Annotated in this window: 14 protein-coding genes, 2 tRNA genes and 3 rRNA genes; 17 read left to right on the top strand and 2 right to left on the bottom strand. The window is 58.9% G+C overall.

Annotated features, from left to right (window positions below):
• Nucleotides 1-162: 162 nt before the first annotated feature.
• Together LOY33_RS21830 and LOY33_RS21825 are read right to left on the bottom strand one after the other, a co-directional pair.
• Nucleotides 163-507 (bottom strand): pentapeptide repeat-containing protein, encoded by a 345-nt coding sequence (locus LOY33_RS21830; protein ID WP_043863793.1) that lies wholly within the window; start codon nt 505-507, stop codon nt 163-165.
• A 104-nt stretch (nt 508-611) separates the two neighbouring features.
• Nucleotides 612-2,174 carry a bifunctional aminoglycoside phosphotransferase/ATP-binding protein gene (locus LOY33_RS21825; RefSeq protein WP_043863792.1) on the bottom strand — a complete coding sequence of 521 codons (1,563 nt, stop codon included), beginning with the start codon at nt 2,172-2,174 and terminating at the stop codon, nt 612-614.
• 118 nt (nt 2,175-2,292) lie between these two features.
• Between LOY33_RS21825 and mrcB the strand changes: the two genes are divergently transcribed.
• From mrcB to LOY33_RS21740, 17 genes are all read left to right on the top strand, one after another.
• A complete protein-coding gene (gene mrcB, locus LOY33_RS21820; RefSeq protein ID WP_054916525.1) occupies nt 2,293-4,614 on the top strand; it encodes a penicillin-binding protein 1B in 2,322 nt (773 codons plus the stop codon).
• Nucleotides 4,615-4,641: 27 nt separating this feature from the next.
• Entirely contained in the window at nt 4,642-5,379 is a 738-nt protein-coding gene (locus LOY33_RS21815) for a hypothetical protein (RefSeq protein ID WP_258660062.1), read from the top strand.
• Complete coding sequence (locus tag LOY33_RS21810) at nt 5,379-5,708, top strand: YqcC family protein (protein ID WP_258660060.1); 330 nt, start codon at nt 5,379-5,381, stop codon at nt 5,706-5,708. Before LOY33_RS21815 ends, LOY33_RS21810 begins: the two co-directional genes overlap by 1 nt.
• Before the next feature lie 422 nt (nt 5,709-6,130).
• Nucleotides 6,131-7,855: an acetolactate synthase 3 large subunit gene (locus LOY33_RS21805; RefSeq protein ID WP_043863936.1), complete on the top strand. Its 1,725-nt coding sequence runs from the start codon at nt 6,131-6,133 to the stop codon at nt 7,853-7,855.
• A 2-nt stretch (nt 7,856-7,857) separates the two neighbouring features.
• Nucleotides 7,858-8,349 carry an acetolactate synthase small subunit gene (ilvN, locus tag LOY33_RS21800; protein WP_043863788.1) on the top strand — a complete coding sequence of 164 codons (492 nt, stop codon included), beginning with the start codon at nt 7,858-7,860 and terminating at the stop codon, nt 8,347-8,349.
• 53 nt (nt 8,350-8,402) lie between these two features.
• A complete protein-coding gene (gene ilvC, locus LOY33_RS21795; RefSeq protein ID WP_043863787.1) occupies nt 8,403-9,419 on the top strand; it encodes a ketol-acid reductoisomerase in 1,017 nt (338 codons plus the stop codon).
• Between the two features lie 146 nt (nt 9,420-9,565).
• Nucleotides 9,566-10,426, top strand: coding sequence for a CDP-diacylglycerol--serine O-phosphatidyltransferase (gene pssA / locus LOY33_RS21790; protein WP_043863786.1), 861 nt, complete (start codon nt 9,566-9,568; stop codon nt 10,424-10,426).
• A gap of 63 nt (nt 10,427-10,489) precedes the next feature.
• A complete protein-coding gene (msrP, locus tag LOY33_RS21785; protein WP_078481314.1) occupies nt 10,490-11,503 on the top strand; it encodes a protein-methionine-sulfoxide reductase catalytic subunit MsrP in 1,014 nt (337 codons plus the stop codon).
• Nucleotides 11,503-12,129, top strand: a complete 627-nt coding sequence (gene msrQ / locus LOY33_RS21780; RefSeq protein ID WP_078481312.1) for a protein-methionine-sulfoxide reductase heme-binding subunit MsrQ — start codon at nt 11,503-11,505, stop codon at nt 12,127-12,129. Before msrP ends, msrQ begins: the two co-directional genes overlap by 1 nt.
• 482 nt (nt 12,130-12,611) lie before the next feature.
• A 16S ribosomal RNA gene (locus LOY33_RS21775) occupies nt 12,612-14,148 on the top strand.
• A gap of 84 nt (nt 14,149-14,232) precedes the next feature.
• Nucleotides 14,233-14,309, top strand: a tRNA-Ile gene (locus LOY33_RS21770).
• 7 nt (nt 14,310-14,316) lie between these two features.
• Nucleotides 14,317-14,392 (top strand) — tRNA-Ala (locus LOY33_RS21765).
• A gap of 224 nt (nt 14,393-14,616) precedes the next feature.
• Nucleotides 14,617-17,507 (top strand): 23S ribosomal RNA (locus tag LOY33_RS21760).
• A 138-nt stretch (nt 17,508-17,645) separates the two neighbouring features.
• A 5S ribosomal RNA gene (gene rrf / locus LOY33_RS21755) occupies nt 17,646-17,761 on the top strand.
• Together the 16S, 23S and 5S rRNA genes with 2 tRNA genes alongside form the textbook arrangement of a ribosomal RNA operon.
• Nucleotides 17,762-17,912: 151 nt before the next feature.
• On the top strand, nt 17,913-18,572 hold the full coding sequence (locus LOY33_RS21750; protein ID WP_043860301.1) for a paraquat-inducible protein A: 660 nt from the start codon (nt 17,913-17,915) through the stop codon (nt 18,570-18,572).
• Complete coding sequence (locus tag LOY33_RS21745; RefSeq protein ID WP_043860302.1) at nt 18,559-19,182, top strand: paraquat-inducible protein A; 624 nt, start codon at nt 18,559-18,561, stop codon at nt 19,180-19,182. Before LOY33_RS21750 ends, LOY33_RS21745 begins: the two co-directional genes overlap by 14 nt.
• The gene (locus LOY33_RS21740) at nt 19,175-21,475 is read left to right on the top strand and encodes a PqiB family protein (protein WP_043860303.1); all 2,301 of its coding nucleotides are present in this window, start codon (nt 19,175-19,177) and stop codon (nt 21,473-21,475) included. Before LOY33_RS21745 ends, LOY33_RS21740 begins: the two co-directional genes overlap by 8 nt.
• Nucleotides 21,476-21,618: the final 143 nt, after the last annotated feature.

Below are 21,618 nucleotides of genomic sequence, written 5' to 3'. Positions count from 1 at the left end.
CTCCTTGCGACGGCTGAACGGGTCCTGGAGATTGATTCGTGGGCAGGTCAAGAAGGAGTGTAGCGGCAGTTGGAAAATACGCGGCGTTTTGCCATGGGCGGTGCACGGCGGGGCCTGCAGCCACCGCCGGCATTACCAGGCGGTGGCTGTCGGCAGATGCTTTCAGCGGGTGCGGTAACGCAGGCGGGTGCCGAAATTGACCGACATCAGAATCTCGTCGGCACTCAGTTCTGCGGGGAAGTAGGTGCCGGAGATCTGCGCATGGGCCAGGCTGGCACCTTCGAGGCAGTTCTCGCGCAGGTCCAGCCCACGCAGGTCGGAGGCGCGAAAGTAGGCGCCACTGAAATCGATGCCCTCGGTGTCCAGCTTGCGCAGGTCCAGCCCTCGAAAGTCACCGTCCTTGAAGTCGACAATGGCGTTCCTGGGTTTCTCACGATTGAATTCCGCGATGTGTTCCTTGTGCACCAGAGCGTATAGCGCGCTGTCGAGCTGGCGTGGCTGGTTCATGAGGGCGCCTCCTTGTGTGGCCTGATGATGGCATTATAGTGCCACTGTGCGGAGGCGCCCGAGATAGAGGCGTGAAGTGTGGACTGCTTCACGCCCTCGCCGTTTTAAAGGCCGGGCAGGCGCTGGCGAATCTGCTTGACCAGTTCATCCAGGCTGCCGCTTTCGTTGGTTTCCACGCGCTTGGCCTTGAGCAGCTCTTCGCCTGTCAGCGGGTCGCGACTGGCTTGCTGGGCGGCGACCACTTCCAGGGTGGCGTCGGACGGGTCGTTCTGGTCGGCCTGGCGCTGTGCCAGCCAGCTGGCGATCACGGCGTCCGGTGCATTGCAGTCGAGGATCAGGAAGGGAACGCCGGTTTCGCTGGCAACGTCGGCGGCGGCCTGGCGCTGTGCCTGCTTGAGGTAGGTGGCATCGATCACCACCGGGAACCCCGCGCGCAGGATTGTTCCGGCCAGCTGATGCAGGTGCTGGTAGGTCTTCTGGCTGGCGTCATCGGCGTAGATGCCTTGTTGCAGCTGACCGGCGGCCTGCTCGGCCTGCTCGCCGAACAGGCGCTTGCGTTCAACGTCCGAGCGCAGGCGAATGGCACCCAGTGCTTCGACCATGCGCATGGCGACATGGCTTTTGCCAACGGCCGACACACCGTGGGTGATGGCCAGCAGGCGCGACGGGATGGCGCTGTAGCTCTCGGCCAGGTTGGCGTAGTTGCGGTACTGACGCAGGGTGGTGGCCCGTTGTACGCCATCGGCGTCGGCCGGCATGCTGAACAGCGCGACCTTGGCCCGCACCAGCGCACGGTAGGCCTTGTAGAAGTTCAGCAGTTCGAGGCCGGCGTAATCGCCGGTGATTTCCAGGTACTGGCTGATGAAGCGGCGCGCCAGCGACTTGAGACCGCGGTCTTCCAGGTCCATGGCCAGGAACGCCGTATCGGCGTACACATCGGTCAGGCGGAAGGGTTCGTTGAATTCGATGCAGTCGAAAATCACCACCTTGCCGTCGATCAGTGTGGCGTTGCCCAGGTGGATATCGCCATGGCACTCGCGTATGAAACCTTCGGCCTTGCGCGTTTCGAACAGGCCGTGCAGTCGATCGAAGCTGCTGCGCGCCCAGGCCTGCAGCGCATCGAGCTGCACCAGGTCGGCCTTGTCGCTGAGGAACGGGCGAATCTGTTCGAAGTTCTGTTCAACCGGAGCCATCACGCTGTCGGGCGTGCCCAGCGGGTGTTCGACAGCCACTTTCGGTGCGGCCAGGTGGAACTGGGCGATCTGGCGGGCCATCTGGTCGATATGCGCAGCGGTCAGTTCGCCATTGGCCTGCAGCGTGCTGAGCATCTGGTTCTGGGGGAACTGGCGCATTTTCAGCGCGTACTCGATTGGCGCGCCGTCACCTCCCAGCTGCGGGGCCTCGACGCTGCCGGTGATGGGCAGTACTTCCAGGTACAGGTCGTCGGTCAGGCGCTGGTTGAGGCGCAGTTCTTCGGCGCAGAAATGCGCGCGACCCGACAGCTCGGTGAAGTCCAGGAAGCCGAAGTTCATCGGTTTCTTGATCTTGTAGGCGTATTCGCCCGTGAGCAGCACCCAGGAAATGTGCGTCTCGATGACCTGGAATTCCTTTACAGGGTGCGCAAACAGGGCCGGGTTTTGCAGGGCGGCGATCAAGGCTTGGCTCACGGTCGATCCTTCTGGGTCGTGGGAGATTCGAATCGACCATTATGGCGGCAAGCGGGGCCGCTGCAAACCGCCGGAGGGCGTCTGTCGACAAGCCATAAAGTGCGTATAATCCGCCGCCATGACTCGTACCCGATCTTCCCGTACCTCTAAAAAACGCCCTTCTGGCCGCGCGCGCGCCTGGTTGGGCTGGGCCCTCAAGCTCAGCCTGGTCGGCCTTGTGGTGCTGGCCGGCTTTGCGGTTTACCTTGATGCCGTGGTCCAGGAGAAATTCTCCGGCAAACGCTGGACCATCCCGGCCAAGGTCTACGCGCGCCCGCTCGAGCTGTTCGTCGGGCAGAAGCTGAGCAAGAACGACTTCCTGATCGAGCTCGATGCCCTGGGCTATCGCCGCGAAAGCGTGGCCAACGGCCCGGGCGCGGCCTCGGTCAACGGCAACACCATCGACCTCAATACCCGCGGCTTCCAGTTCTATGAAGGCATGGAAAAAGCCCAGGGCGTGCGCGTGCGCTTCTCTGGCGACTACGTTGCCGGCCTGAGCGGTACCAATGGCTCGAAGCTCGACGTGGTGCGCCTGGAGCCGCTGCTGATCGGCGGCATCTACCCGAAGAACCTTGAAGACCGCATCCTGATCAAGCTCGATCAGGCGCCGCCCTATCTGCTCGAAACCCTGGTGGCGGTGGAAGACCGTGACTTCTACCACCACTTCGGAGTGTCGCCCAAGTCGATTGCGCGGGCCATCTGGGTCAACACCTCGTCCGGCGCCATGCGCCAGGGCGGCAGTACCCTGACCCAGCAGTTGGTCAAGAACTTCTACCTGACCAACGAGCGCAGCCTCAGCCGCAAGCTCAACGAAGCGATGATGGCGCTGCTGCTCGAAGCCCACTACAGCAAGCGCGACATCCTCGAGGCGTACCTCAACGAGGTGTTCGTGGGCCAGGATGGCCAGCGTGCGGTGCACGGTTTCGGCCTGGCCAGCCAGTTCTTCTTCAGCCAGCCGCTGTCCGAGCTCAAGCTGCACCAGGTGGCGCTGCTGGTGGGCATGGTCAAGGGGCCGTCCTACTACAATCCGCGTCGTTCCCCGGAACGCGCGCTGACGCGTCGCAACCTGGTGCTCGACCTGCTGGCCGAGCAGGGCGTGGCGACCCCCGAGGCGGTCGAAGCTGCGAAGAAAATGCCACTGGGTGTGACCAAGCGCGGCAGCCTGGCGGACAGCTCGTTCCCCGGCTTCCTCGACCTGGTCAAGCGCCAGTTGCGCCAGGACTACCGTGACGAAGACTTGACCGAGGAGGGGCTGCGTATCTTCACCAGCTTCGACCCGATCCTGCAGATGAAGTCCGAAGCGGCGATGAACGAAACCTTCAAGCGCCTCAGCGGGCGCAAGGGGGCGGACGAAGTCGAGGCGGCGATGGTGGTGACCAACCCGGAAACCGGGGAGGTGCAGGCACTGATCGGCAGCCGCCAGGCCGGGTTTGCCGGTTTCAACCGTGCAATCGACGCCGTGCGTCCCATCGGCTCGCTGGTCAAGCCGGCGGTGTACCTGACCGCGCTGGAAAAACCGAGCCAGTTCACCCTCACCAGCTGGGTGCAGGATGAACCCTTCTCGGTGAAGGGCGCCGACGGCCAGGTGTGGAAGCCGCAGAACTACGACCGGCGCGCCCATGGCACGATCTTCCTGTACCAGGGGCTGGCCAATTCCTACAACCTGTCGACCGCCAAGCTTGGCCTGGAAGTGGGCGTGCCCAACGTGCTCAAGACCATTGGCCGCCTGGGTGTCAACGTCGACTGGCCGGCCTTCCCGTCGATGCTGCTGGGTGCCGGGGGCATGTCGCCGGTGCAGGTTGCGACCATGTACCAGACCCTGGCCAATGGCGGCTTCAACACGCCGATGCGAGGCATCCGCAGCGTGCTGACCGCCGAGGGCGAGCCGCTCAAGCGCTACCCGTTCCAGATCCAGCAGACCTTCGACCCGGGCTCCATCTATCTGGTGCAGAACGCCATGCAGCGGGTGATGCGTGAAGGTACCGGGCGCTCGGTTTACAGTGTATTGCCCAGTTCGTTGAACCTGGCCGGCAAGACCGGTACCAGCAACGATTCGCGTGACAGCTGGTTCGCAGGGTTCAGCCAGGACCTGCTGGCAGTGGTGTGGCTGGGTCGCGATGACAACGGCAAGACACCGTTCACCGGCGCCACCGGCGCGTTGCAGGTCTGGACCAGCTTCATGCGCAAGGCCGACCCGCTGCCGCTGGACATGCCACAGCCTGACAACGTGGTGCAGGCCTGGGTCGATCCGCATACCGGCCAAGGTTCCGATGCCAGCTGCCCGGGCGCGGTACAGATGCCGTATATTCGCGGCAGTGAGCCAGTGGCCGGCGCCGCCTGTGGCGGCGAGCAGGCACCTGCCGAGTCCGTGATGGACTGGGTCAAGGGCTGGATGAATTAAGCCAAAGCACAGCAAAGAGGGTGTGACGTGAACAAGTGGTTGTTTCCTGCCTTGACGGCACTGGCTTTGCTTACAGGTTGCGCCAGCGTGCAGCGTGGCTCGATCCCCGTAGTGGATTCAGGGACGCGGGTTTCCAACAGCGAGCGAGTGTCGGCCAACCGTGCCGGCGCTGCCGTGAACACCGGTACTCGCCAGGCGCAGGCGATGCCGCAGGATTCCGGGGTGACGGTGATGGTGCCCCAGGGCGCCGGCTCCGAGCCGATCCAGACCTTTGCGGCGCCTACCGGGCCAGCGTCGATCGACACCGGGCCGATTACCCCAGGCCCGCAGAATTCGGCGCCGTTCCCGAGCACCAGCAGCGGTGGCTACAGCGCACCGAGCGCACCCACCGGCATCCCCAGTTCGAACACCGGCAGCGGCGGCCTCTCGGCTGACGAACAGCTCGATGGCCCGGTGCTGGCGCTGTTGACCACGGCGCAGACGCAGCAGGCCGGCGGCGATCTCAACGGCGCCTCGTCCAGCCTTGAGCGTGCCCAGCGCATTGCCCCGCGTGAACCGCAGGTACTCTACCGTCTGGCCCAGGTGCGACTGGCCCAGGGCGATGCGGCGCAGTCCGAACAGCTGGCGCGCCGTGCCCTGACCTACGCCAACGGTCGCCCCGATCTGCAGGCCGGCCTGTGGGACATCATCGCCCAGGCGCGCGACAAGCAGGGTGACGCCGCCGGCGCCGCGCTGGCTCGCCAGAAAGCCAAGGTCAGCCTGTAATGGAGGCGCGCATTCTGGCGATTGCAGACCACCTGCTGCTGATAGAGCACGAGCTGCACAGGCAGGGCTGGTGGGCCGCCGAGGCGCCCAGTGCGCAAGCCCTGGCCAGCACCACGCCGTTCGCCGTCGACGCCATGAACTTCGATCAGTGGCTGCAGTGGATCTTTCTGCCGAAGATGAAACAGATACTCGAAAGCGGTGCGCCGCTGCCCAGTGCCTCGGGCATCCTGGTGATGGCTGAAACGGTGTACGTGGATCGGCCGCAAGAAAGTCGCGAGTTGCGTCGTCTATTAGCAGAGTTTGACCAATTGATCAGTGCTTCTGCCTGAATTTCCCTATTTTCACCCTAAGAGCCGCAGATTGTGGCTCTTTTTGTTTCTGAAGTTTGTTTTTCTGCTGCTGTCTTTGTAATTCGTGGTGGCTGCGGATCGTCATTTGGAAAAATTGGCAATAATTTTTCTTGACTTGCAGGCGCAGAATCAGAAGAATCCAGTTTCCGCTGTAGAGGGACTGCCAGAAGCAGACCCGCTAAGCAGATCATGAGGCGCACACCCGCGCCGACCTGTTACACCCCGCAACGCGTTACCTCGCGCTGGGTGGGAAAACCCCGCAACACTTTGGGGCGCTCCCAATACTTGCTCAGTCAGTGCTGACGTAGTCGGCGATTTCGTCGCTCATGCTCTGCTTGGCAGTAAACCTATTAAGACCCGTCCTGCCTGGACGGTATTCTGGCGTTTTAGAGGTGAACAACGTGGAGCTTTTATCTGGCGCTGAAATGGTCGTCCGCTTTTTGCGTGACGAAGGCGTTAAGCACATCTACGGGTACCCTGGCGGTGCTCTCCTGCATGTATACGATGCCCTGTTCAAGGAACCGGAAGTAAGCCACATCCTGGTTCGCCACGAGCAGGCGGCAACCCACATGGCCGACGGCTATGCCCGTGCCACCGGCAAGGCCGGCGTGGTACTGGTGACTTCCGGTCCGGGTGCCACCAATGCCATCACCGGTATTGCCACGGCGTACATGGACTCCATCCCGATGGTCATCCTCTCCGGTCAGGTGCCCAGCACCATGGTCGGTACCGATGCCTTCCAGGAAACCGACATGATCGGTATCTCGCGGCCGATCGTGAAGCACAGCTTCATGATCAAACATGCCTCGGAAATTCCTGAAATCCTGAAAAAAGCCTTCTACCTGGCTGAATCCGGTCGTCCTGGCCCGGTTGTCGTCGATATTCCGAAAGACATGACCAACCCGGCCGAGAAGTTCGAGTACGTCTACCCGAAAAAGGTCAAGCTGCGCTCCTACAGCCCGGCCGTTCGCGGGCACTCGGGTCAGATCCGCAAGGCCGCCGAGATGCTGCTGGCCGCCAAGCGTCCGATCGTCTACTCCGGCGGTGGCGTGATCCTCGGTGGTGGCTCGGCTGCGTTGACCGAGGTCGCGCAACTGCTCAACCTGCCGGTCACCAATACCCTCATGGGGCTGGGTGGCTATCCGGGCACCGACCGTCAGTTCCTGGGCATGCTCGGCATGCACGGCAGCTACACGGCCAACCTGGCGATGCACCATGCCGACGTGATCCTGGCCGTCGGTGCGCGTTTCGACGACCGTGTGGTCAACGGCCCGGCGCGGTTCTGCCCGAATGCCAAGGTCATCCACATCGACATCGACCCGGCATCGATCTCCAAGACCATCAAGGCCGATGTGCCTATCGTCGGCCCGGTCGAGAGCGTGTTGAGCGAAATGCTCGCCACCTTGCGCGAAATCGGCGAGAAGCCTGATCAGGCGGCGATGGATGCCTGGTGGAAGCAGATTGCCGAATGGCGTGGCGACGGCATCATGTTCCCGTACAACAAGGGCGATGGCAGCGTCATCAAGCCGCAGACCGTGATCGAAACCCTGTGCGAAGTCACCAAGGGGGATGCGTTCGTCACCTCCGACGTGGGTCAGCACCAGATGTTCGCGGCGCAGTACTACCGCTTCAACAAGCCGAACCGCTGGATCAACTCCGGTGGCCTGGGCACCATGGGCTTCGGTTTCCCGGCGGCCATGGGCGTCAAGCTGAACTTCCCGGACCAGGACGTTGCCTGTGTCACCGGCGAGGGCAGCATCCAGATGAACATTCAGGAGCTCTCTACCTGCCTGCAGTACGACCTGCCGGTAAAGATCGTCAACCTGAACAATGGCGTGTTGGGCATGGTTCGCCAATGGCAGGACATGGCCTACAACAGCCGTCACTCGCACTCCTACATGGAATCGCTGCCTGACTTCGTCAAGCTGGCCGAAGCCTATGGTCACGTGGGTATCCGCATCACCGACCTGAAGGACCTCAAGCCCAAGCTCGAGGAAGCCTTCGCCATGAAAGACCGGTTGGTGTTCATCGATATCCAGGTCGACAACAGCGAGCACGTCTACCCGATGCAGATCAAAGACGGCTCGATGCGCGATATGTGGCTGAGCAAGACGGAGCGGACCTAATCATGCGGCACATTATTTCCCTGCTGTTGGAAAACGAACCAGGTGCCTTGTCCCGTGTGGTCGGCCTGTTCTCGCAGCGCAACTACAACATCGAAAGCCTGACCGTCGCCCCGACCGAAGACCCGACCCTGTCGCGCCTGACGTTGACCACGGTTGGTCATGACGAGGTGATCGAGCAGATCACCAAGAACCTGAACAAGCTGGTTGAAGTGGTCAAGCTGGTCGACCTGTCGGAAAGCGCGCACATCGAGCGTGAACTGATGCTGGTCAAGATCAAGGCCACGGGTGCGCAGCGTGCCGAGATCAAGCGCACCACCGATATCTATCGTGGACAGATCGTCGACGTCAGCAGCACGGTCTATACCGTGCAGCTGTCGGGCACCAGCGACAAGCTGGACAGCTTCATCCAGTCGATTGGTACCGCGTCCATTCTCGAAACAGTACGCAGTGGTGTCACCGGCATTGCCCGTGGCGACAAAGTGCTCAGCATCTAACTCAAAAAATTAGCGAATGGCCTGAAAGGGCCGAGATAACCAGGGGTATTTTCATGAAAGTTTTCTACGACAAAGACTGCGACCTTTCGATCATCCAGGGCAAGAAAGTTGCCATCATCGGTTACGGTTCCCAGGGCCACGCTCAAGCGTGCAACCTGAAAGACTCCGGTGTGGATGTCACTGTCGGTCTGCGTAAAGGTTCGGCCACCGTTGCCAAAGCCGAAGCCCACGGCCTGAAAGTGGCTGACGTGGCAAGCGCTGTTGCCGGTGCCGACCTGGTCATGATCCTGACCCCGGACGAGTTCCAGTCGCAGCTGTACAAGAACGAAGTCGAGCCGAACATCAAGAAGGGCGCCACCCTGGCCTTCTCCCACGGTTTCGCTATCCACTACAACCAGGTCGTTCCACGTGCTGACCTGGACGTGATCATGATCGCGCCAAAAGCGCCTGGTCACACCGTACGTTCCGAGTTCGTGAAAGGCGGCGGTATCCCTGACCTGATCGCCATCTACCAGGACGCTTCCGGCAATGCCAAGAACGTTGCCCTGTCCTACGCCGCAGGCGTTGGTGGCGGCCGTACCGGCATCATCGAAACCACCTTCAAGGACGAGACCGAAACCGACCTGTTCGGCGAGCAGGCCGTTCTGTGCGGCGGTACCGTCGAGCTGGTCAAGGCCGGCTTCGAAACCCTGGTTGAAGCGGGCTACGCGCCAGAAATGGCCTACTTCGAGTGCCTGCACGAACTGAAGCTGATCGTTGACCTCATGTACGAAGGCGGTATCGCCAACATGAACTACTCGATCTCCAACAACGCCGAATATGGCGAGTACGTGACCGGCCCTGAAGTCATCAACGCCGAATCCCGTCAGGCCATGCGCAATGCCCTGAAACGCATTCAGGACGGCGAATACGCCAAGATGTTCATCAGCGAAGGCGCTACCGGCTATCCTTCGATGACCGCCAAGCGTCGCAACAACGCTGCCCACGGTATCGAAGTCATCGGCGAGCAACTGCGTTCGATGATGCCTTGGATCGCAGCGAACAAAATCGTCGACAAGGCCAAGAACTGATCTTGATCTGATGCGATGAAAACGCGGCTTCGGCCGCGTTTTTTCGTTTAGGCAGTCAGCTTCTGGTATAAAGCTTCATCGTTTGCCGGCGAACCCTCGTCGCAGACGTCTGTCGAAACTTTCCAAACCGTTGCAAGGTAATGTCCATGAGCGAACGTCCCGAAGAGCCGAACAAGGCCTCTGACGCCGAAAGCCTGCTACCGATCGATGAGCATGTTGAAGAAGGGCATGACGCCGAAGGACGCAAGGTACGGCATCGCGGCATCTATCTGCTGCCCAACCTGTTCACCACTGCGAACCTGTTCGCCGGTTTCTATTCGATCATCAACTCCATGAGTGCGCAGAGCGCCCTGAGTGCCGGTGATCCGCGCGAAGCGAGCAAGTACTTCGCTTTCGCCGCCATCGCGATCTTCGTCGCCATGGTGCTCGATGGTCTGGACGGGCGTGTTGCCCGCATGACCAACACCCAGAGCGCCTTCGGCGCCGAGTACGACTCGTTGTCCGACATGGTCGCCTTTGGCGTGGCCCCGGCGTTGCTGGCCTTCGGCTGGGCACTGGGTGACATGGGCAAGGTCGGCTGGATGGTTGCCTTCATCTATGTGGCGGGTGCGGCATTGCGCCTGGCACGCTTCAATACCCAGGTCGGCAAGGCCGACAAGCGCTACTTCATCGGCCTGGCCAGCCCGGCGGCAGCCGGCGTGGTTGCGGGTACGGTCTGGGCGTTCAGCGACTATGGCATCCAGGGTTCCAAGCTCTCGTTCCTGGTGGCGCTGCTGGTGGCGGCTGCCGGCATGCTGATGGTCAGCAACATCAAGTACAACAGCTTCAAGGAGCTGGACCTCAAGGGGCGGGTGCCGTTTGTGGCGATCCTTGTGGTGGTGCTGGTGTTCGCGGTGGTGTTCAGCGATCCGCCACGCATTCTGCTGCTGATTTTCCTCGCGTATGCCGCGTCGGGTCCTATCCAGTACCTGTTGCGTTCGCGTCGCAAGAAAACCACCGAGCAGTGATGTAATTTCCCCAAGGCTCCGTAGTCTACTGGTGCATCAGCTCACCGGTTCTACGGAGTCTTTATGCTTATCAAGCTGTCCCGGCCTTCCGACTGCAAAGAATCGGAAATCACGCCTGAGTCCCTCTATCTCTCCCGACGCGCTCTGCTGGGTGGCACTGCGGCTGCATTGGCGGTCGGCAGCTTGCCGCGCTGGGCCGCTGCCGCCGAGGTTTCGCAGTATGCGGACGTCGACGCCGGTGCTGCCCCCAACTGGTTTGCCGAAAAACTGCCGGGCACCCAATGGCAGGCGGTAACGGTCAAGGGTGAAGCGATCACGCCGTTCAAGGATGCCACGCACTACAACAACTTCTACGAGTTCGGAACCGACAAGGGCGACCCTGCTGCCAATGCGGGTGCGCTGCCGACTTCGCCATGGACGGTGGTGGTGGATGGCGAGGTCGGTAAGCCGGGCCGCTATGCGCTCGAAGACTTCATGAAGCCTTATCAGTTGCAAGAGCGCATCTACCGGCTGCGTTGTGTGGAGGCTTGGTCGATGGTGATCCCCTGGTTGGGGTTTCCGATTTCGGCATTGCTCAAGCAGGTGGAGCCGACCTCCAAGGCCCGGTACATCCGCTTCGAAACCCTGCAGGATCCAAAGCACATGCCCGGGCAGCGTTCGGGCTTCGCCTTGATCGACTGGCCCTATGTGGAAGGGCTGCGACTGGATGAGGCGATGAACCCGCTGGCCATCCTGGCGGTGGGCATGTATGGCCGCGAACTGCCCAACCAGAACGGTGCGCCGCTGCGCCTTGTGGTGCCGTGGAAGTATGGGTTCAAGAGCATCAAGTCCATCGTGCGTATCAGCCTGGTCGAGCAGCAGCCGCGCACCACCTGGCAGAACATCGCGCCTGAAGAGTACGGGTTCTATGCCAACGTGAACCCCACGGTGGACCACCCGCGCTGGACCCAGGCCCGTGAGCGCAGGCTGCCCAGCGGCCTGTTCAGCCCCAACGTTCGCGATACGCAGATGTTCAACGGCTATGCGGACGAAGTGGCTTCTTTATATAGCGGCCTGGACCTGCGGAAGAACTACTGATGCGCTATCCACTGTTTCGTTTCGCGGCCTTTCTGTTGGCTTGTGTCTGGCCGCTGTACTGGCTGGCCCAGGCTGTGCTCGATGCGCTGGGCCCCGATCCGGGCAAGGTGCTGGTGGACAGGATGGGGCAGGGTGCTCTGGTCATGCTGCTGGTAACGCTTTGCATGACGCCGTTGCAGAAGCTGACAGGCTGGTCTGGCTGGATCGTGGTGCGCCGGCAGCTCGGCCTGTGGTGCTTTGCCTATGTGCTGATGCACTTGTGTGCCTACCTGTTCTTTATCCTCGGGTTGGACTGGGGGCAGTTGGGCGTCGAGTTGCGCAAGCGCCCTTACATCATTGTTGGGAGTTTGGCGCTTGTCGGGCTGCTGGCACTGGCGGTGACCTCCAACCGCTACAGCCAGCGCCGCTTGGGCGCGCGGTGGAAGAAGCTGCACCGGCTTGTTTACGTGATCCTGGGTCTGGGGCTGCTGCATTTTCTGTGGATAGTGCGGGCAGACCTCAAGGAATGGACGGTGTACGCGGTCATCGGTGGGTTGTTGATGCTGCTGAGAGTGCCTTCTATAGAGAAGCGCATTCCCCGTCTGGGAGGGCGCAAGCGTGTATCGGTGACGAAAGTTTCAAATTAGCCCTTGACGCACGATTTAATCTCTCTATAATTCGCCCCACTTCCGACGCAGTCGGAACGAAAAACTCCTTGAATATCAACGAGTTGGACGTTTCAGGTCAGGCTGGAGGTGCTTCGATCGAAAGATCGGCAGCGGTGAAAAAGGTGGTTGACAGCAGGTTGTAACGCTGTAGAATTCGCATCCCGCTACGAGAGATCGAGGCGAGTCAAGTGTTTGAAGTGAAACGAAAAACTTCAAAATAAACGCTTGACAGACTCTGAGGAAAGCGTAGAATGCGCGCCTCGGTTGAGACGAAAAGTTCTTGACCAACCGCTCTTTAACAATTGAATCAAGCAATTCGTGTGGGTGCTTGTGAGCTCAGACTGATAGTCAGAAAGATTATCAGCATCACAAGTGACTGCACGAAAATCGAAAGATTTGAAAGTAAGTCATTTGAGAATGCTGAGCCAAGTTTAGGGTTTTCTCAAAACCCAAGCAGTATTGAACTGAAGAGTTTGATCATGGCTCAGATTGAACGCTGGCGGCAGGCCTAACACATGCAAGTCGAGCGGATGAGAGGAGCTTGCTCTTCGATTCAGCGGCGGACGGGTGAGTAATACCTAGGAATCTGCCTGGTAGTGGGGGACAACGTTTCGAAAGGAACGCTAATACCGCATACGTCCTACGGGAGAAAGCAGGGGACCTTCGGGCCTTGCGCTATCAGATGAGCCTAGGTCGGATTAGCTAGTTGGTGAGGTAATGGCTCACCAAGGCTACGATCCGTAACTGGTCTGAGAGGATGATCAGTCACACTGGAACTGAGACACGGTCCAGACTCCTACGGGAGGCAGCAGTGGGGAATATTGGACAATGGGCGAAAGCCTGATCCAGCCATGCCGCGTGTGTGAAGAAGGTCTTCGGATTGTAAAGCACTTTAAGTTGGGAGGAAGGGCAGTAAGCGAATACCTTGCTGTTTTGACGTTACCGACAGAATAAGCACCGGCTAACTCTGTGCCAGCAGCCGCGGTAATACAGAGGGTGCAAGCGTTAATCGGAATTACTGGGCGTAAAGCGCGCGTAGGTGGTTCGTTAAGTTGGATGTGAAATCCCCGGGCTCAACCTGGGAACTGCATCCAAAACTGGCGAGCTAGAGTAGGGCAGAGGGTGGTGGAATTTCCTGTGTAGCGGTGAAATGCGTAGATATAGGAAGGAACACCAGTGGCGAAGGCGACCACCTGGGCTCATACTGACACTGAGGTGCGAAAGCGTGGGGAGCAAACAGGATTAGATACCCTGGTAGTCCACGCCGTAAACGATGTCAACTAGCCGTTGGAATCCTTGAGATTTTAGTGGCGCAGCTAACGCATTAAGTTGACCGCCTGGGGAGTACGGCCGCAAGGTTAAAACTCAAATGAATTGACGGGGGCCCGCACAAGCGGTGGAGCATGTGGTTTAATTCGAAGCAACGCGAAGAACCTTACCAGGCCTTGACATCCAATGAACTTTCCAGAGATGGATTGGTGCCTTCGGGAACATTGAGACAGGTGCTGCATGGCTGTCGTCAGCTCGTGTCGTGAGATGTTGGGTTAAGTCCCGTAACGAGCGCAACCCTTGTCCTTAGTTACCAGCACGTTATGGTGGGCACTCTAAGGAGACTGCCGGTGACAAACCGGAGGAAGGTGGGGATGACGTCAAGTCATCATGGCCCTTACGGCCTGGGCTACACACGTGCTACAATGGTCGGTACAGAGGGTCGCCAAGCCGCGAGGTGGAGCTAATCTCACAAAACCGATCGTAGTCCGGATCGCAGTCTGCAACTCGACTGCGTGAAGTCGGAATCGCTAGTAATCGCGAATCAGAATGTCGCGGTGAATACGTTCCCGGGCCTTGTACACACCGCCCGTCACACCATGGGAGTGGGTTGCACCAGAAGTAGCTAGTCTAACCTTCGGGAGGACGGTTACCACGGTGTGATTCATGACTGGGGTGAAGTCGTAACAAGGTAGCCGTAGGGGAACCTGCGGCTGGATCACCTCCTTAATCGACGACATCAGCTGTCTCATAAGCTCCCACACGAATTGCTTGATTCATTGAAGAAGACGATTAGGTTAGCAACCTTCGATTGGGTCTGTAGCTCAGTTGGTTAGAGCGCACCCCTGATAAGGGTGAGGTCGGCAGTTCGAATCTGCCCAGACCCACCAATTTGCTGGGGCCATAGCTCAGCTGGGAGAGCGCCTGCCTTGCACGCAGGAGGTCAGCGGTTCGATCCCGCTTGGCTCCACCACCCCGCTTGCTAGTTTGTCAAAGCTTAGAAATGAATATTCGCATCGAATATTGATTTCTGAACTTTATCAGAATCGTTCTTTAAAAATTTGGGTATGTGATAGAAAGATAGACTGGACAGCACTTTCACTGGTGTGTGTTCAGGCTAAGGTAAAATTTGTGAGTAATTACAAGTTTTCGGCGAATGTTGTCTTCACAGTATAACCAGATTGCTTGGGGTTATATGGTCAAGTGAAGAAGCGCATACGGTGGATGCCTTGGCAGTCAGAGGCGATGAAAGACGTGGTAGCCTGCGATAAGCTTCGGGGAGTCGGCAAACAGACTTTGATCCGGAGATCTCTGAATGGGGGAACCCACCTGGCATAAGTCAGGTATCTTGTACTGAATACATAGGTGCAAGAGGCGAACCAGGGGAACTGAAACATCTAAGTACCCTGAGGAAAAGAAATCAACCGAGATTCCCTTAGTAGTGGCGAGCGAACGGGGACTAGCCCTTAAGTGGCTTTGAGATTAGCGGAACGCTCTGGAAAGTGCGGCCATAGTGGGTGATAGCCCTGTACGCGAAAATCTCTTAGTCATGAAATCGAGTAGGACGGAGCACGAGAAACTTTGTCTGAATATGGGGGGACCATCCTCCAAGGCTAAATACTACTGACTGACCGATAGTGAACCAGTACCGTGAGGGAAAGGCGAAAAGAACCCCGGAGAGGGGAGTGAAATAGATCCTGAAACCGTATGCGTACAAGCAGTGGGAGCCTACTTTGTTAGGTGACTGCGTACCTTTTGTATAATGGGTCAGCGACTTATATTCAGTGGCGAGCTTAACCGAATAGGGGAGGCGTAGCGAAAGCGAGTCTTAATAGGGCGTTTAGTCGCTGGGTATAGACCCGAAACCGGGCGATCTATCCATGGGCAGGTTGAAGGTTAGGTAACACTGACTGGAGGACCGAACCGACTACCGTTGAAAAGTTAGCGGATGACCTGTGGATCGGAGTGAAAGGCTAATCAAGCTCGGAGATAGCTGGTTCTCCTCGAAAGCTATTTAGGTAGCGCCTCATGTATCACTGTAGGGGGTAGAGCACTGTTTCGGCTAGGGGGTCATCCCGACTTACCAAACCGATGCAAACTCCGAATACCTACAAGTGCCGAGCATGGGAGACACACGGCGGGTGCTAACGTCCGTCGTGAAAAGGGAAACAACCCAGACCGTCAGCTAAGGTCCCAAAGTTATGGTTAAGTGGGAAACGATGTGGGAAGGCTTAGACAGCTAGGAGGTTGGCTTAGAAGCAGCCACCCTTTAAAGAAAGCGTAATAGCTCACTAGTCGAGTCGGCCTGCGCGGAAGATGTAACGGGGCTCAAACCATACACCGAAGCTACGGGTATCACTTAGGTGATGCGGTAGAGGAGCGTTCTGTAAGCCTGTGAAGGTGAGTTGAGAAGCTTGCTGGAGGTATCAGAAGTGCGAATGCTGACATGAGTAACGACAATGGGAGTGAAAAACTCCCACGCCGAAAGACCAAGGTTTCCTGCGCAACGTTAATCGACGCAGGGTTAGTCGGTCCCTAAGGCGAGGCTGAAAAGCGTAGTCGATGGAAAACAGGTTAATATTCCTGTACTTCTGGTTATTGCGATGGAGGGACGGAGAAGGCTAGGCCAGCTTGGCGTTGGTTGTCCAAGTTTAAGGTGGTAGGCTGAGATCTTAGGTAAATCCGGGATCTTAAGGCCGAGAGCTGATGACGAGTTGCCATTAGGCGACGAAGTGGTTGATGCCATGCTTCCAAGAAAAGCTTCTAAGCTTCAGGTAACCAGGAACCGTACCCCAAACCGACACAGGTGGTTGGGTAGAGAATACCAAGGCGCTTGAGAGAACTCGGGTGAAGGAACTAGGCAAAATGGCACCGTAACTTCGGGAGAAGGTGCGCCGGTGAGGGTGAAGGACTTGCTCCGTAAGCTCATGCCGGTCGAAGATACCAGGCCGCTGCGACTGTTTATTAAAAACACAGCACTCTGCAAACACGAAAGTGGACGTATAGGGTGTGACGCCTGCCCGGTGCCGGAAGGTTAATTGATGGGGTTAGCTAACGCGAAGCTCTTGATCGAAGCCCCGGTAAACGGCGGCCGTAACTATAACGGTCCTAAGGTAGCGAAATTCCTTGTCGGGTAAGTTCCGACCTGCACGAATGGCGTAACGATGGCGGCGCTGTCTCCACCCGAGACTCAGTGAAATTGAAATCGCTGTGAAGATGCAGTGTATCCGCGGCTAGACGGAAAGACCCCGTGAACCTTTACTATAGCTTTGCACTGGACTTTGAATTTGCTTGTGTAGGATAGGTGGGAGGCTTTGAAGCGTGGACGCCAGTCTGCGTGGAGCCATCCTTGAAATACCACCCTGGCAACTTTGAGGTTCTAACTCAGGTCCGTTATCCGGATCGAGGACAGTGTATGGTGGGTAGTTTGACTGGGGCGGTCTCCTCCTAAAGAGTAACGGAGGAGTACGAAGGTGCGCTCAGACCGGTCGGAAATCGGTCGTAGAGTATAAAGGCAAAAGCGCGCTTGACTGCGAGACAGACACGTCGAGCAGGTACGAAAGTAGGTCTTAGTGATCCGGTGGTTCTGTATGGAAGGGCCATCGCTCAACGGATAAAAGGTACTCCGGGGATAACAGGCTGATACCGCCCAAGAGTTCATATCGACGGCGGTGTTTGGCACCTCGATGTCGGCTCATCACATCCTGGGGCTGAAGCCGGTCCCAAGGGTATGGCTGTTCGCCATTTAAAGTGGTACGCGAGCTGGGTTTAGAACGTCGTGAGACAGTTCGGTCCCTATCTGCCGTGGACGTTTGAGATTTGAGAGGGGCTGCTCCTAGTACGAGAGGACCGGAGTGGACGAACCTCTGGTGTTCCGGTTGTCACGCCAGTGGCATTGCCGGGTAGCTATGTTCGGAAGAGATAACCGCTGAAAGCATCTAAGCGGGAAACTTGCCTCAAGATGAGATCTCACTGGAGCCTTGAGCTCCCTGAAGGGCCGTCGAAGACTACGACGTTGATAGGTTGGGTGTGTAAGCGCTGTGAGGCGTTGAGCTAACCAATACTAATTGCCCGTGAGGCTTGACCATATAACACCCAAGCAATTTGCGTCGAAAGGCCAGATTGCGGTGTTGTGAAGACACAGTAAGCCGAAGATTTGTAACTCACGAACATCACATACCCGATTCGCTGGAGTGTCTGAACAAGACCTTCTGGCAACAGAATTTCTTGACGACCATAGAGCATTGGAACCACCTGATCCCATCCCGAACTCAGTAGTGAAACGATGCATCGCCGATGGTAGTGTGGGGTTTCCCCATGTGAGAGTAGGTCATCGTCAAGATTAAATTCCGAAACCCCTATCTGCATCTGCAGGTAGGGGTTTTGTCTTTGTGGCCTGTTCTGCGCCAAGGCTGGCTCCTGCGCGGTTGTGCTCCCACAATTGGGGCAACGACACTAGAATAGGCCCCGACGTTTTTACTCAGAACCCTTCTATGCCCGACCCTGACGATCGCGATTCACTCGCAGGCTTGCCGCTGGATCAATTGGTGGCGTGCCACGAATGCGACCTGCTGCTGCGCAAGCCCGAGCTCAAGACGGATGAAAAAGCGCAATGCCCGCGCTGCGGCTATGAGTTGTACGCCCATCGGCACAATGTGGTCGAGCGCAGCCTGGCCCTGGTACTGGCGGCCTTGCTGCTCTACGTGCCGGCGAACTTTCTGCCGATCATGCAACTCCATCTGTTGGGCCAGAACTCCGATGACACGGTGTGGAGCGGTGTGATCGGCCTGTACAACAGCGGCATGGGTGGCGTGGCGGTGGTGGTGTTCCTGTGCAGCATGGCCATTCCACTGCTCAAGCTGCTGTGTCAGCTGGTGGTGTTGCTGACCATCCGCTTGAACAGGGGCCGCAGCTACGGCCTTCTTCTTTACCGTTTTTATCACCACATGCGCGACTGGGGCATGCTTGAGGTCTACCTCATGGGCGTACTGGTCGCCATCGTCAAGCTGGTGGATATGGCCGAACTCAGCCTAGGGCTTGGCTTGCTGTGCTTTGTCAGTTTGTTGCTGGTTCAGGTCTGGCTGGAAGTGGTGATGTCCCCCCACCAGATCTGGGTAGCCTTGTCGGGAGAAGATGTGCATGCGGGCGATTGACGCAGGAATACTGATCTGTACCGAGTGTCATGAGCTCAACCGCCAGGAGGCGGACGCCAGCAGCCAGACCTGCACACGCTGCGGGGCGCTGGTGCATGCACGCCGGCCCAACAGCCTGGCCCGCACCTGGGCGCTGCTGATTACCGCGGCCATCCTGTACATACCGGCCAACGTGCTGCCGATCATGACGGTCAGCACCCTGGGGCAGGGCAGCCCCGACACCATCATGTCCGGCGTCATCACCCTGATGCAGCACGGCATGCTGCCGATCGCGGCCGTGGTGTTCATCGCCAGTATTCTGGTACCCACCTTCAAGCTGGTGGGCATCGCCCTGCTGTTGTACTCGGTGCAGCGCCACCAGCCGCTGTCGGCACGCCAGCGCATCGTGATGTATCGCTTCATCGAATTCATCGGCCGCTGGTCGATGCTGGATATCTTCGTCATCGCGATCCTGGTGGCGGTGGTGAATTTCGGCCGGATTGCCAGTGTCGAAGCCAACCTGGGGGCGGTCGCCTTTGCCAGTGTGGTGATTCTGACAATGCTTGCTGCAGTAACTTTCGATCCCCGACTGATTTGGGATAACACGGAGTCGGATGACGACCATGAGTGATTTGCCTACGGCTAAAACCCGCCCAGCTTCGAACTGGTCGGCCATCTGGATTCTGCCCCTGATCGCATTGGTGATCGGTGGGTGGCTCGGCTGGCAGGCCTACCGTGAAGCGGGGGTGAACATCGAGGTTCGCTTCGAGAGCGGCGAGGGTATCGTCGCCAACAAGACCGAGGTGGTCTACAAGGGCATGTCGGTGGGTAAGGTCAAGAGCCTGGTACTTGACGACAAAGGCCGCAACAAAGGTGTCATCGCCACCATCGAGATGAACCAGGTGGCCGAGGAGCACCTGCGCAAGAACACTCGCTTCTGGCTGGTCAAGCCAAACGTGAGCCTGGCCGGGATCACCGGGCTGGAGACGCTGGTATCAGGCAACTACATTGCCGTGAGCCCGGGCGATGGCGAGCCGAGCAAGCGTTTCAATGCGTTGAGCGAAGCACCGCCGATGTCCGACAGCGTGCCCGGCCTGCATCTGACCCTCAAGGCCGATCGCCTGGGGTCGCTCAACCGTGACAGCCCCGTGTTCTACAAGCAGATCCAGGTTGGCCGGGTGAAGAGCTACAGGCTCTCCGACGACCAGGGTACGGTCGAGATCAAGGTGTTCATCGAGCCGGGCTATGCCGACCTGGTGCGCAAGCACACGCGTTTCTGGAACGCCAGCGGCGTGAGCATCGATGCCAACCTGTCGGGCGTGAAGGTGCGCAGCGAGTCCCTGGCCAGCATCGTTGCCGGCGGTATCGCATTCGCTACCCCCGAGCACCGCAAGGACAGCCCGCCCACCGACCCGAACCTGCCGTTCCGTCTTTTCGAAGACTTCGACGCCGCCCAGGCGGGTATCCGGGTCAAGGTCAAGCTGAGCGACTTCGAGGGCCTGCAGGCGGGCCGTACGCCGGTCATGTACAAAGGTATACAGGTAGGTTCGCTGAAAGCCCTGAAGGTCGATGCCGACCTCTCCAGTGCCATGGCCGAGCTGACCCTGGACCCGCTGGCCGAGGACTACCTGGTCGAAGGCACCCAGTTCTGGGTGGTCAAGCCGTCGATCTCCCTGGCGGGTATCACCGGCCTGGAGGCGTTGGTAAAGGGCAACTACATTGCTATCCGTCCCGGCGACAAGGGCGCCTCGCCTCAGCGTGAATTCGAAGCCCGGGCCAAGGCCCCGCCCCTCGATCTGAAGGCGCCCGGCCTGCACCTTGTGCTGTTCAGCGACAACCTGGGCTCGCTCGAGGTTGGCAGCCCGATCCTGTATCGGCAGGTAAAGGTGGGTAGTGTGCAAAGCTACCAGTTCTCCAGGAAGCAGCAACGCCTGCTGATTGGCGTGCACATCGAGCCCGAGTACGCCAACCTGGTCAATGGTTCGACGCGTTTCTGGAACGCCAGCGGCATTACCCTGACTGGCGGCCTGTCGGGCATCCAGATCAAGAGCGAGTCGCTGCAGAGCCTGATGGCCGGTGGCATCGCCTTCGATACGCCGAAACAGAATGTACCGCTCAAGCGTCGTATCCCCACCTTCCGCCTGCTGGCCAACCAGGAAGCGGCGGATCGCAAGGGCACCAGCATCACCATCAAGGTGGACCGTGCGGACGGCCTCAAGGTCGGCACCCCCATACGCTTCAAGGGGCTGGATGTCGGCAAGGTCGAAGCGGTGGACCTGGCGGAGGACCTGCAATCGGTGACGCTCAAGGCGCAGATCACCGAGGTGCCCGAGCGTATTGCGCGTGTGGGCACGCAGTTCTGGGTAGTCAAGCCGGCGCTGGGTATCGTCAAGACGGCCAACCTGGAGACGCTGGTCACCGGTCAGTACCTTGAAGTGCAACCGGCGGCGAAGAATCAGGGCCCGCAGCGCAACTTCGTGGCCTTGCCCGAGCCACCGGACCTGACCGCTCGCGAGGCTGGCCTGCCGGTGGTGCTCAGCGCTGCTCGACGCGGGTCGATCAAGGTCGGTGTGCCGGTCACCTACCGTGAAGTGCCGGTGGGCAAGGTCACGGGGTACGAGCTGGGGCAGACAGCGGATCGCGTGCTGATCCATATCCTGATCGAGCCACGCTACGCCTCGCTCGTGCGCGGTGGCAGCCGTTTCTGGAACAGCAGTGGCTTCGGCTTCGATATCGGCCTGTTCAAGGGCGCTACGGTGCGTACCGAGTCGCTGGAGACCCTGATCGAGGGTGGCATTGCCTTCGCCACACCAGACGGCGACAAGATGGGCAACGCAGCGTTGCCGCAGCAGACCTTTGCCCTGTTCGACAAGGCCGAGGACGAATGGCTGCAATGGGCGCCGAAGATCCCGCTCGGCAAGTAGGCAAGGTATAGCCCTTCGCCGACCAGGCCGTCTCCTGCAGGAGTCAGCCTGGTCGGCAAAGGGAGCGGCCCTGTCTTCCCGGCATCATTAAATCGCAGGCAATAAAAAACCGACCCTAGGGTCGGTTTTTTAACAAGCGTCGC

This window comes from Pseudomonas sp. B21-036, from assembly GCF_024748925.1.
GTDB classification, from domain to species: Bacteria; Pseudomonadota; Gammaproteobacteria; order Pseudomonadales; family Pseudomonadaceae; genus Aquipseudomonas; species Aquipseudomonas palmensis.
The sequence above is the reverse complement of the archived record's forward strand: the minus strand, read 5'-3'. Positions and strand labels throughout refer to the sequence as shown.